Below are 12,844 nucleotides of genomic sequence, written 5' to 3'. Positions count from 1 at the left end.
ACGGTGTGGAAGTCCCCGGGGAGCGGTTGCGCCCGCCGACCGTCCGGGCTGTGATGGAGGGACAACAGCATCTCGGCGGTACCCACGCGCAGGAAGTCCACGTAGGGACTCGCTGACCGGACGAGACCCGGCCACGACGGCCACCTCGCGCCGTTGCAGCGGACACGGTTGCACGCCTGATAGCCGCCGCGATGCTGGCGGGACGGCGCTCCTGAGGGGGCGCCGTCGTCGTGCCGGGCGCGTGGTCGCCGCGCGATACTGGAGCCCATGACGTCAGCGCCGAGTGTCTCCTCCTCCATCACCGTCCGTCTCCAGGTCGAGGCGCGCCCCACCGCCGTGAGCGAGCTGACGACGGCGATCGAGCACACGGGCGGCATCGTCTCCGCGCTCGACGTCACGGCGTCGGGCCACGAGCGCATCACGGTCGACGTCACGGTCGCGACCCGCGGCGAGGAGCACGCCGGGCAGATCGTCGAGGCGCTGCGCGCGCTGCCGGGCGTCGTCGTCGACCGCGTCTCGGACCGCACGTTCCTGCTGCACCTGGGCGGCAAGCTGCAGATCGAGTCCAAGGTGCCGATCCGCAACCGCGACGACCTGTCGATGATCTACACGCCCGGCGTCGCGCGCGTGTGCGAGGCCATCGCGGCCAAGCCCGACGACGCGCGCCGCCTCACGATCAAGCGCAACACCATCGCGGTGGTCACCGACGGCTCGGCCGTGCTCGGGCTGGGTGACATCGGCCCGCTCGCCTCGCTGCCCGTCATGGAGGGCAAGGCCGCGCTGTTCAAGCGGTTCGCCGGCATCGACGCGTTCCCGATCGCGCTCGACACGACCGACGTCGACGAGATCGTGCGCACCGTCAAGGCCATCGCGCCCGTGTTCGCGGGCATCAACCTCGAGGACATCTCGGCGCCGCGCTGCTTCGAGATCGAGGCCCGCCTGCGCGCCGAGCTCGACATCCCCGTGTTCCACGACGACCAGCACGGCACGGCGATCGTCGCGCTCGCGGCGCTGACGAACGCGCTGAAGGTCGTGGGCAAGGACCTGCCGGACGTGCGCATCGTGCTGTCGGGCGCCGGTGCCGCCGGGACCGCGGTGCTCAAGCTGCTGCTCGCCGCGGGCGCGCACGACGTCGTCGTCGCCGACATCGAGGGCGTCGTCCACCCCGCGCGGCCGGGTCTGTCGCCGTCGCTCGCGTGGACGGCGGTCAACACCAACCCGCGGCGCGTCACCGGGACGCTGCGCGAGGCGGTCGTGGACGCGGACGTCTTCATCGGCGTGTCCGCGCCTGACGTCCTCACCGGCGACGACGTCGCGCGCATGGCGCCCGGCGCGATCGTCTTCGCGATGGCGAACCCCCGCCCCGAGGTCGACCCGGTCGAGGCGGCGCGGCACGCGGCCATCGTCGGTACCGGGCGCTCCGACTTCGCGAACCAGATCAACAACGTCCTCGCGTTCCCCGGCGTGTTCCGCGGCCTCCTCGACGCGCAGTCGCACCGCATCACCGACGGGATGCTGCTCGCCGCGGCCCGCGCCCTCGCGTCCGCGATCCACGAGGACCAGCTCAACCCCACCTACATCATCCCGAGCGTGTTCAACCCCGAGGTGACGACGCTCGTCGCCGCCGCCGTCGAGCGGGCCGCGCGCGCCGCCGACGAGGCCGAGCCCGCCGCGCTCACCGGCGGGCTCCCGCGCGTCGCGCCCGCGACGGCGCCCACGTCGGCCTCGCCGACCTCGACCACCACCCCGGAGGCCTGACCGTGCAGCGCGTCACCACCCGCAACGCCGCGTTCCAGCAGTGGGAGGCGCTGCTCACCAACCGCACCAAGCGGCACCGCGCGGGCGAGATGGTCGTCCAGGGGGTGCGGCCGATCACGCTCGCCGTCGAGTCGGGCTGGACCGTGCGGACGTGGCTCGTCGATGCGGACCGGTCGCTCTCGAGCTGGGCGCACGCGATGCTCGACCGGGTGCGCACCCAGCGGTTCGCCGTGTCGTCCGAGCTGATGCGCGAGCTCGGCGGCAAGGACGACGACGCGCCCGAGCTGCTCGCGATCGTCGCGACGCCGCCCGACGACCTGGGGCGGATCGCCGCGGGTGGGGACGACGCCGCGTTCCTCGGCGTCGTGCTGGACCGGCCCACGAGCCCGGGGAACGTCGGGACGGTCGCGCGGTCGCTCGACGCGTTCGGGGGCGGGGGCCTGGTCGTCGCGGGCCACGCGGCCGACCCGTACGACCCGCGCGCCGTGCGCGCCAGCACCGGCTCGATATTCTCCGTGCCGACGGTCCGCGTCCCCGCGGGGCGCGACGTCCTCGACTGGGTCGCCGCGCAGCGCTCCGCCGGGGTGCGGCTGACCCTGCTCGGGACGGACGAGCACGGCGACGTCGAGCTCGCGGAGCACGACCTCACCGGCCCGACGCTCGTCCTCACCGGCAACGAGACGACCGGCCTCAGCGCGGGCTGGCGCGAGGCGTGCGACGTCATGGTGAGCATCCCCATGCTCGGCTCGGCGAGCTCGCTCAACGCCGCGAGCGCGACGACGGTCGTGCTGTACGAGGCGGTCCGGCAGCGCCGGGCGCGCTGACCCGACCCACCCTCGGGGCATTTTGCGAGCGATCCCGCCGAATGGTGGACCGCTGTGACCGCGCTCACGACAACGGGTCTAGACTCCCGAAGGTCGGGGCCCGCCGCGGTGGGCGTCCGACCGCCCTGCGTCCGCCTCCGCTCCCCCGGTGGCCCACGCGCGGGCGCCGCACCAGAGTCGATGCGCACCGGAGGTCAGCGTGCCAGAGAACGAGTCCACCACTGCTCAGCCCGGGTTGGAGAACCTCCTCCACGAGACCCGGAGCTTCCCGCCGAGCCCGGAGTTCGCCGCGCAGGCGAACGCGCAGCCCGCGCTCTACGAGGAGGCGCGGGCCGACCGGCTCGCGTTCTGGGCGCGGCAGGCGAACGACCTCGTCACGTGGCGCACGCCGTTCACCGAGACGCTCGACTGGTCGCAGGCCCCCGTCGCGCGCTGGTTCGCGGACGGCACGCTCAACGCCGCCTACAACGCGGTGGACCGCCACGTCGAGGCGGGCCTGGGCGACCGGGTCGCGATCCACTTCGAGGGCGAGCCGGGCGACACGCGCACGGTGACGTACGCGGAGCTGCAGCGCGACGTGTCGCGCGCCGCCAACGCGCTCGCCGCGCTCGGCGTGGAGACGGGCGACCGCGTCGTCATCTACCTGCCGATGGTCGTCGAGGCCGTCGTCGCGATGCTCGCGTGCGCGCGGGTCGGCGCCCCGCACTCGGTCGTGTTCGGCGGGTTCTCGGCCGACGCGCTGCGCAGCCGCATCGCCGACGCCGAGGCGAAGCTCGTCATCACGGCCGACGGCGGGTACCGCCGCGGCGCGGCCTCCGCGCTCAAGCCGGCTGTGGACGAGGCGATCGCACCCAAGGAAGGCGCGGACCCGACGACGGTCGAGCACGTGCTCGTCGTGCGCCGCACCGGCCAGGACACCGCCTGGACCGAGGGCCGCGACGTGTGGTGGCACGACGCGCTCGAGTCGGCCGACACGACGCACACGCCCGTGTGGGTCGAGGCCGAGCACCCGCTGTTCATCCTCTACACGTCCGGGACGACCGGGAAGCCCAAGGGCATCCTGCACACGACCGGCGGGTACCTCACCCAGGCCGCGTACACGCACCGCAACGTCTTCGACCTCAAGGCCGAGACCGACGTCTACTGGTGCACGGCTGACATCGGCTGGGTCACGGGCCACTCGTACGTCGTCTACGGGCCGCTGCTCAACGGCGCGACGCAGGTGATCTACGAGGGCACCCCGGACTCCCCGCACCAGGGTCGCTGGTGGGAGATCGTCGAGAAGTACAAGGTCTCGATCCTCTACACCGCGCCGACCGCGATCCGCGCGTGCATGAAGTGGGGCGAGGAGATCCCGGCGAAGTTCGACCTCTCGTCGCTGCGCGTGCTCGGGTCGGTGGGCGAGCCCATCAACCCCGAGGCGTGGATGTGGTACCGCCGCGTGATCGGCGGCGACCGCACGCCGATCGTCGACACGTGGTGGCAGACCGAGACCGGCGCGATCATGATCTCGCCGCTCCCCGGCGTGACGGCCGCCAAGCCGGGCTCCGCCCAGGTGCCGCTCCCGGGCATCGTCGCGGACGTCGTCGACGACGAGGCGCACTCCGTGCCGAACGGTGGCGGCGGGTACCTCGTGCTGTCCGAGCCGTGGCCGTCCATGCTGCGCGGCATCTGGGGCGACCTCGAGCGCTTCAAGGACACGTACTGGTCGCGTTTCCCGGGGATCTACTTCGCGGGCGACGGCGCCAAGAAGGACGAGGACGGCGACATCTGGCTCCTCGGGCGCGTCGACGACGTCATGAACGTCTCGGGCCACCGCCTCTCCACCACGGAGATCGAGTCGGCGCTGGTGTCGAACGAGATCGTCGCGGAGGCCGCGGTCGTCGGCGCGAGCGACGACCTCACAGGCCAGGCCGTCGTCGCGTTCGTCATCCTGCGCGGCGAGCACGCGGCCCGGGCCGCGGACGCCGACGGCGCCGCCGCCGTGCAGACCGAGCTGCGCAACCACGTGGCGAAGGAGATCGGCCCGATCGCCAAGCCCAAGCGCATCCTCGTCGTGCCGGAGCTGCCCAAGACCCGGTCCGGCAAGATCATGCGCCGCCTGCTGCGCGACGTCGCGGAGAACCGCACCGTCGGCGACGCGACGACCCTCGCCGACTCGTCGGTCATGGAGCTCATCTCGGCCGGCCTCCAGAAGCCGTCGTCCTCCGACGACTGACCGGGCCCACGCCGACCACGGGGTCGGTGTCGTTCTCCGCACGAGAACGACACCGACCCCGTTCTCGCGCTTGGGCGGCTCGTGCTCGGCAGCGGGCGACGTCGCTTAATCGGTTCAGGCCCTGCCCGACGGCGGAGCCCCGGCCGCACGATGTCGGGGCACGCCGACCCGGGCGTGCGCAGCCGACAGAGACGAGGTCGTCCGATGAGCCGCACCGCTCCCGTACCCGACGCCGACGCCGCACGACCGCCCGGGACCGCACGGTCCGCCACGATCGTCGCGGGGCTCGTGACCGCCGCGGTCCTCGCCACGTGCGGCGCGGTCGCCACGGTCACCGCGCGGTCGGCGGCGGCCGCCGAGACCGGGACCGGGGAGGACACGCCGCCGGGCATCCACGTCGCGGACGGGAGGGTCGTCGAGGCCGACGGCACGGACCTCGTGCTGCGCGGCGTCAACCACGCGCACACCTGGTACACGCACACCACGGGGTCGTTCGCCGACATCAAGGAGTCCGGCGCCAACACGGTGCGCGTCGTCCTGTCGAGCGGCGACCAGTGGACGCGCAACTCCCCCGAGGACGTCGCGCACGTCGTCGACCTGTGCGAGGAGAACCGCCTCGTGTGCGTCCTCGAGGTGCACGACACCACGGGCTACGGCGACCAGTACGCACCCGACGCCGGGACCCTCGACCAGGCGGTCGACTACTGGGAGGACCTGTACCCGACGCTCGCCGGGACGGAGGACTTCGTCCTCGTCAACATCGGCAACGAGCCGTTCGGCAACGACGCGACGGTCAACCAGCGGTGGGCGCCCGAGACGTCGGCCGCGATCCAGCGCCTGCGCGGCATCGGCTACGAGCACGCGATCGTCGTCGACGCCCCGAACTGGGGCCAGGACTGGACGAACGTCATGCGCGCCGAGGCGCAGGGCGTGTTCGACGCCGACCCGGACACGAACACGATCTTCTCCATCCACATGTACGGCGTGTTCGCGCAGGCGGCGACGGTCACCGACTACCTGGAGCACTTCGTGGACGCCGGGCTGCCGATCATGGTCGGCGAGTTCGGCTGGAAGCGCGCGGAGGGCGACGTCGACGCGGACGTCGTCATCGCCGAGGCGAACCGCCTCGACCTCGGCTGGCTCGCGTGGTCGTGGAGCGGCAACACCGACCCGTACCTCGACATGGTCCTCGGGTTCGACGCCGCGTCGCCGAGCGCCTGGGGGACGCGCGTCATCGACGGGCCGGGCGGCCTGCGCGAGACCGCGGTCGAGGCGTCGTGGTTCGGCGGCGACGGACCGGTGGACCCGCCGGACCCCACCGACCCGCCCGACCCGACCGACCCTCCGGACGACGGGGCGTGCTCCGCGACGGTCCGCGTCGCGAACGCGTGGCCCGGCGGGTGGCAGGGCGAGCTGGTCGTCACGGCGGGTGACGCCGCGGTCACGGGCTGGACGGCGACGTTCGCGCTGCCGTCGGGCACCGCCGTCGCGCAGCTCTGGGGCGGCGTGCACGGCGCGACCGCCTCGGGCGAGCGGGTGACGAACGCCGCGTGGAACGGCGCCCTCGCCGCGGGCGCCACGACGACCGCCGGCTTCATCGCGACGGGCGCCGCTCCCGGCACCGCCCCCACGGCGGCCTGCACCGCTCCCTGACCCTCCACGCCGGGCGCGGGACCGGCGACCAGGTCGCGCAGGACCCGGTCGCCCTCCCTCGCCCGGCGGCGGATATGTCCGTGCCCGGCCGCCCGCGGACGGCGTAGCGTCGAGACGTGCCACCCGTTCCCGCGGCCGACGGTCGCGCCCTCCTCGTCGAGCAGCTCGACCTGCGCAGCGACTGCGCGCGCTGCACCGGCCTGTGCTGCGTGGGGCTGCACCTCGTGCGCTCCGCCGACTTCGCGATCGACAAGCCCGCGGGCACGCCGTGCCCGAACCTGCGCGAGAGCTTCGGGTGCGGCATCCACTCACGGCTGCGAGAGTCCGGGTTCCCCGGCTGCGTCGCGTACGACTGCCTCGGGGCGGGCCAGCGCGTGACGGCGGCCGTCCGGTCCGCGCACGACGGCGCGACGTGGCGCGACGACCCCGCCGCCGCGCGCGACGCGTTCGCCGTGCTCCCCGTCGTCACGCAGCTCCAGGAGCTGCTCTGGTACCTCGCCGAGGTGCTGTCGCTGCCCGCGGCGGCGCCCGTGCACGACGACGCACGGCGGGCCCTCGCGCAGACGGCCCCCCTCGCGGACCTCGCCCCGGCCGCCCTCCTCGCGCTCGACGTCGGCACCGTCCGCCGTGACGTCGGGCCGCTGATCGACCGGGCGAGCGTGCTCGTGCGCGACGCGGCCCGGGCCACCGCGTCCCGCCCTCCGCAACGGGGAGTCGTTGACGCCGGATCGCGGAGCACCCTCAGCCGAGGACCCAGAGACGGTCGTGGCGACCGCGCGCCGGGCTCCGTCGTCGTGCACCGAGCACCCGACGGCGGCTTGCGCCGCAGGCTGCGGCCAGGCGCGGACCTCGTCGGCGCCGACCTGCGCGGTCTCGACCTCACCGGTTCCGATCTCCGCGGCGCGCTGCTGCTCGGTGCGGACCTCCGCGGGGCCCGGTTCGACGCCGTCGACCTCCTCGGCGCGGACCTGCGCGGCGCCGACGCGCGCGGCACCGACCTCTCCCGGGCGCTGTTCCTCACCCCGGCGCAGGCCGGTGCGGTCCGCCGGGACGAGCGCACGGCACTCCCGGCCGCCGTCGCCTGAGTCCGCTCCCACCGGTCACACCGCGAGATCGGCGCTCGCGGTCGAGATCGGCAGCTGCGACCGCCGATCCCGACCGGGACCGCCGATCTCGTCGGTCTCGGTCAGCGCAGGGTGGCCCGTCGCGCCAGCGGGGCCGCCACGATGGCGCACACGACGACGAGCGCGGCCGCGCCCCAGGCGAGCGCGCCGTACGAGGAGAAGCCGATGATCGCCCCGGCGAGGATGCCGCCGACCGCGCCGCCCGTGTTCATCGCGAGGTCGGAGAGGCCCTGCACGGACGTGCGCGACGGCCCGGGCGTGGCGTCGACGAGCAGCGCCGACCCGGCGACGAGCCCGCACGACCACCCGAGCCCGAGCAGCACGAGGCCGACCGTCAGCCGCGCGGAGTCCTCGCCCGGGGCGCCCGCCACGACCACCGCCGCCGCGAGGAGCAGCGCGCCCCCGACGTAGAGGACCCGCGCGTGCCCGACCCGGTCCGCGAGCCACCCCACGACCGGGCTGAGCGCGTACATGCCCGCGATGTGCGCGCTGATGACGAGACCGACGACCTGGAGCGTCGCGCCGCCGTGGTTCATGTGGACGGGGGTCATGGACATGAGACCGACCATGACGAGGTGGCTGAGGACGATCGCGCCGAGGGCGAGGCGCGCCGTCGGGCTGGCCGACACCACGGCCCACCCCGCACGCAGACCGTCGCGCCACGACGACCCCTTGCCGTCGCTCGGCACAGCACCCGGCGCCGCGGCGTCCGACGGGTCCGACGTCGCGCGCGACGCGAGCAGCGGGTCCGGCCGCAGCCAGACCACGACGACGGTCGCCGCCAGCGCGAACGCGACCGCCGCGAGGACGAACGGCGCAGCGCTCGGTGCGGTCGAGCCGTGCTGCGCGTGGGCGTCGCCGAGGCGCAGGCCCGGACCGGCGACGCGGTCCGCGAGACCGGCGAGCGTCGGCCCGACGACGGAACCCACCGTCGTCGCCCACACGACCACGGACAGGTCGCGCGCGCGCCGCTGGGGCGTCGCGAGGTCGGTCGCCGCGAACCGGGACGCGAGCCCGGCAGCGGTGCCCGACCCGAACAGGAGCATGGCCACGACGAGCAGCGGCCACGAGCCCACGAGCACGGCGACCGTCGCGAGGACCGCACCACCTGTCGCGACACCGAAGCCGAGGAGCAGGGACGGCCGTCGCCCGCGCTGCCCGGCGACGTGCGCGAGCGGCAGCGCGACGAGCGCGGCGCCGACGACGCCCGACGTCGAGGTGAGCCCCGCGATCGCGTCCGACCCCGAGAGCGCGGACGCGACGAGCGGCGCGACCGCGATCCCGCTCGCGACGCCGACCCCCGAGAGGACCTGCGTCGCGGCGAGCGTCGTGAGGGTGCGACGCTGGGTTGGGAACGCCAGGACGTCTCCCGGCACCTCGGGGCGCGGGGACGACGGGTCGGGGGCGGGCGGCTCGGTGCTCACGGGTGCACCGTAGGCCGCAGCGGACCGCCCTGACGAGGGCTTACACCGCCACCGCGAGACGAGATCCCGCCGCGCCCCCGAGCTCCGGGCTCGCGGCGAGCGCACGCAGGACTCCTCGCGCGGCCTCGCGCCCGGCCCGGTTCGCGCCGATCGTCGACGCGCTGGGCCCGTACCCGACGAGCTGGACGCGCCGGTCGCGCGCCGCCGTCGTGCCGTCGAGGACGATCCCGCCGCCGGGCGCGCGCAGGGCGAGCGGCGCGAGGTGGTCGAGCGCGGCGCGGAACCCGGTGGCCCAGAGGATGACGTCGGCGGGCTGGAAGAGCAGGCCGTCGTCGTTCGCGCCCGCGGCCCACTCGACGCCCGACGCCGTCACCCGCTCGAACATCGGCCGACGGCGCAGCACCTCGCTCGCGATCCCCGCGCGATAACGGGGCGTGAGCGGCAGGCCCGTGACCGAGACGACGCTCCCTGGCGGGAGCCCCGCCGAGGTGCGCGCGGCGACGCGCGCGACGGCCGCGCGCCCGAGCTCGGGCGAGAACTCCTCCTCGACCCAGACGGGCTCGCGGCGCGTGACCCACGTGGTACCGGACGCGTGCGGGGCGATCTGGAGCAGGAGCTGCGTCGCGGACGCCCCGCCGCCCACGACCACGACGTGCTGCCCCGCGAAGTCCTCGGCCGCGCGGAAGTCGTGCGTGTGGAGCTGGCGGCCGCGGAACGTCTCCATCCCCGGGTAGCGGGGCCAGAACGGCCGGGTCCACGTGCCCGTCGCGTTGACGAGGGCGCGCGTGCGCACGGTGAGCACGCGCGGGTCGGGCCCGGCGCCGACGGACGCGCGCACGCGCAGCAGGGCAGGGTCCTCGGGGTCCTGGGCCACGTCGTCGACCGTGGCCGGGCGCACGACGCGCAGGTCGTTCTCGCGCTCGTACGCGGCGTAGTAGCGCGGCACGGCGACGTTCGCGCGCTCCGCGGCGTCCCCGGCCGGGAGGGGGACGCCCGGGAGGTCGTGCACGGCGTGCGTCTCCGCCATCGTCAGCGAGTCCCAGCGCTCCTGCCACGCGCCCCCGGGGCCGCGACCGCCGTCGAGCACGAGCGGGTCGAGCCCGGCACGGCGCAGGTGGTAGGCCGCGGACAGCCCCGCCTGCCCGGCGCCGACGACCACGACGTCGCGCACGCCGTCCCCCGAACCACCGGCCGTCGTCCCCGCGACCGCGTCCACCATCGCCCGCACGTCCGTCACCTCGCTCACGACCCCCTCAACGACCCGGACCTGCCGAACCTTCCCCGCCACCCGGGTGACGTGCCGAACGCGACGCGAGCCGTCAGCGGTGTGGGGAGCCTTCAGGTCCGGTCCGGGACGCGCTGGAGCGTGCGGATCGGCCGGACGGCGAGGAGCGCCGCGACCGTGAGGGTTCCCACGACCGCGCCCACCAGGAGGACGCGGTCGGTGCCGAACGCGGCGACGGCGGGCCCCGCCAGGGCGGCGCCGATCGGGTACATGCCGACCGACCCCGCGACCTCGTACGCGTGGACCCGGTTGAGCACGTCGCCCGGCACCTGGGTCTGGACGCTCGTCGCCCACATGACGCCCCACACCCCGACCCCCACGCCCACGAGCACCTGCGCGACGGCGAGCGCCCACACCGGCCAGCCGAGCACGAGACCGAGCGGGTAGAGGGGGTAGGCGACGAGGGCGACGGCCCCGGCCGCGAGCGGTCGCCGGGGCTTGAAGCGGATCGCGAGCAGCCCGCCGACGACCGTCCCCACGCCGAGCGCGCTGTTGAGGACGCCGAACGCGGTCGCACCGTGCTCCGGCACGACGACGCCCGCCGCCACGGGGAGCTGCGGCCCCCAGGCGAGCACGGCGTAGACCATCCAGATGACGATGACGCCCCACAGCCAGGTGCGGGAGCGGAACGCGCGCCAGCCGACGGCGAGGTTGTGCCAGAGCCCCGCTCCGGCCGGGGGCGCGGGCACGATGCCGAGCCGGAGCGCGACGAGGCACAGCGCGCTGGTCCCGTAGGCGACGGCGGAGAGGATCATGACCCAGCCCGTCGACCCGAACCCGACCAGGACGCCGGCGAGCGCGGGGCCGCCGAGCCCGGTGATCGCCTCGGACGTCCGGAGGATCCCGTTCGCACCCTGCACGTCGCGCGCCACGAGGGGGACGGTCGACGCGGCCCCCGGCTGGAACAGCGCGTTGGCGGTGCCCGCCACCACGAGCAGCGCGTACAGGTGCCACAGGTGGTCGATGCCCCGCACGAAGAGGACCGCGAGGAGCACGTGCGCGGTGAGGTTCGCGACGTCGGCGACGATCATCATCCGGCGCGCCGTGAACCGGTCGGCGAGCACGCCGCCGAACAGCACGAGGCCCGCGAACGGGGCGACGAGGAACGCCATCGCGTACCCCGCGACGGCCAGCCCGTACCCGGAGCTGAGCAGACCGGCCGAGACCGCGACCGGCAGCATCGCCCAGCTCAGCAGCCCCGCGCTGCGTGCAGTGAAGTAGTACCGGAAGTTCCGGGTCCAGATCGACGGCTCTCGCGGTTCGCCCGGAGACGGTGCCGGTCCGGGCCTGTCCTGCACCGCCGGCACCGGGGCCGCCGTCGCGGGCGACGCCCCGGGCACCTGCTCCGTCGCTTCCTCCACCGCGCACGCACCCATGGCGCCCCCTGCCCTCCGTCGTCGATGCCGCGAACCGTCGGACGTGACAACCGTCACCCACCCCCGAACCTTCCCGACCAGGCACGACGCGTCGAGCGAGCGCGCCGGGTTCGGCCGGTCCCGGGCCTCGGGGGCAAGATGGACCGGTGGAGACCGCGATCCTCTGGCACACCGGCCCGCTCATCGACGACGTCGAGATCGCGCAGGTCCACGACCTCGCCGCCGCCGCCGAGCGCGAGGACGGCGTCGCCGCCCTCTCGGAGCAGCCCCTGCTCAACCTGCGCGAGGCGACGGACGACGTCGTGCACCTCCTCACGTGGCGGGCGGGCGAGCTCGCGGGGTACGCGCAGGTGGACAAGCGCGGCGAGGCACCGAGCGCCGAGCTCGTGGTCCGCCCCGAGCACCGGCGGCACGGGCTCGGGTTCCACCTGCTCGGCAGCGCGGCCGACCGCGCGGCCGAACCGCGCCCGAGCGATCCCGACCACGACCACGACGGGCAGCCACGCCCCGGCGCGGAGACCGACGGCGAGCCCGCCCGGGCGTCGCGCCCTCCGCTGCGCGTCTGGGCCCACGGCGACCTCCCCGCGGCCCGCGGCCTCGCCGCACGGGCGGGGTACGACGTCGTGCGCGAGCTGCTCGTCCTCGAGCGGCCCCTCGACGGGCCGGGGGCGCACCCGCGCCCCGAGATCCCCGCGGGCCTGCGGCTGCGCGCGTTCGTGCCGGGGGACGACGACGCCGCGTGGGTCGAGGCCAACGCGGCGGCGTTCGCGCACCACCCGGAGCAGGGTCGGCTCACGGTCGACGACCTGCGCGCACGGATGCGCGAGGACTGGTTCGACGCGGCCGGGCTCCTGCTCCTCGAACGCACCCCCGCTCCCGGTTCCGGCACGGCGGGGCTCGTCGGGTTCGTGTGGACCAAGATCCCGACCGGCCAGCCCGCCGGCGCACGCGAGGGCGAGATCTACGTCGTCGGCGTGGTCCCGACCGCCCAGGGCGAGGGGCTCGGACGGCTGCTGACCGCCGTCGGGCTCGCCCACCTCGTCGAGCGGGGGGCCACCACCGCGGTGCTGTACGTCGACGGCGACAACGTGCCCGCGGTGCGCACGTACGAGCGCGCCGGCTTCACGCGCCGTGCGGTGCACGTGCAGTACGCGCGCCCGGCCGCTCGGTGACCCGTGTCAC

At 75.1% G+C, this 12,844-nt stretch carries 9 protein-coding genes; 6 read left to right on the top strand and 3 right to left on the bottom strand.

The genetic code is table 11. From position 1 onward, the window contains the following. Positions 1 to 267 precede the first annotated feature (267 nt). The 5 genes from ACN9MS_RS03770 to ACN9MS_RS03750 all read left to right on the top strand — a co-directional run bounded on the left by ACN9MS_RS03770 (position 268) and on the right by ACN9MS_RS03750 (position 7,538). Positions 268 to 1,758: an NAD-dependent malic enzyme gene (locus ACN9MS_RS03770; RefSeq protein WP_426310782.1), complete on the top strand. Its 1,491-nt coding sequence runs from the start codon at positions 268 to 270 to the stop codon at positions 1,756 to 1,758. A 2-nt stretch (positions 1,759 to 1,760) separates the two neighbouring features. Then, entirely contained in the window at positions 1,761 to 2,582 is an 822-nt protein-coding gene (locus tag ACN9MS_RS03765) for a TrmH family RNA methyltransferase (protein ID WP_426310781.1), read from the top strand. Between the two features lie 199 nt (positions 2,583 to 2,781). Continuing rightward, positions 2,782 to 4,800 (top strand): acetate--CoA ligase, encoded by a 2,019-nt coding sequence (gene acs, locus ACN9MS_RS03760; RefSeq protein ID WP_426310780.1) that lies wholly within the window; start codon positions 2,782 to 2,784, stop codon positions 4,798 to 4,800. A 204-nt stretch (positions 4,801 to 5,004) separates the two neighbouring features. After that, positions 5,005 to 6,453, top strand: coding sequence for a cellulase family glycosylhydrolase (locus ACN9MS_RS03755; RefSeq protein ID WP_426310779.1), 1,449 nt, complete (start codon positions 5,005 to 5,007; stop codon positions 6,451 to 6,453). Between the two features lie 116 nt (positions 6,454 to 6,569). Then, on the top strand, positions 6,570 to 7,538 hold the full coding sequence (locus tag ACN9MS_RS03750) for a pentapeptide repeat-containing protein (protein WP_426310778.1): 969 nt from the start codon (positions 6,570 to 6,572) through the stop codon (positions 7,536 to 7,538). 101 nt (positions 7,539 to 7,639) lie between these two features. On the opposite strand, the gene ACN9MS_RS03745 is transcribed toward ACN9MS_RS03750, so the two are convergent. The 3 genes from ACN9MS_RS03745 to ACN9MS_RS03735 form a co-directional block, all read right to left on the bottom strand. Beyond that, complete coding sequence (locus tag ACN9MS_RS03745) at positions 7,640 to 9,001, bottom strand: MFS transporter (protein WP_426310777.1); 1,362 nt, start codon at positions 8,999 to 9,001, stop codon at positions 7,640 to 7,642. Between the two features lie 40 nt (positions 9,002 to 9,041). Beyond that, positions 9,042 to 10,220 (bottom strand): FAD-dependent oxidoreductase, encoded by a 1,179-nt coding sequence (locus ACN9MS_RS03740; RefSeq protein ID WP_426311816.1) that lies wholly within the window; start codon positions 10,218 to 10,220, stop codon positions 9,042 to 9,044. 119 nt (positions 10,221 to 10,339) lie between these two features. Then, the gene (locus ACN9MS_RS03735; RefSeq protein WP_426310776.1) at positions 10,340 to 11,647 is read right to left on the bottom strand and encodes an MFS transporter; all 1,308 of its coding nucleotides are present in this window, start codon (positions 11,645 to 11,647) and stop codon (positions 10,340 to 10,342) included. 161 nt (positions 11,648 to 11,808) lie between these two features. On the opposite strand from ACN9MS_RS03735, the gene mshD reads away from it, so the two are divergent. Beyond that, entirely contained in the window at positions 11,809 to 12,834 is a 1,026-nt protein-coding gene (mshD, locus tag ACN9MS_RS03730) for a mycothiol synthase (protein WP_426310775.1), read from the top strand. Positions 12,835 to 12,844 lie beyond the last annotated feature (10 nt).

Source organism: Cellulosimicrobium sp. E-16 (assembly GCF_049913115.1).
GTDB lineage: Bacteria > Actinomycetota > Actinomycetes > Actinomycetales > Cellulomonadaceae > Cellulosimicrobium.
This window is presented reverse-complemented; position numbering and strand designations above follow the sequence as displayed.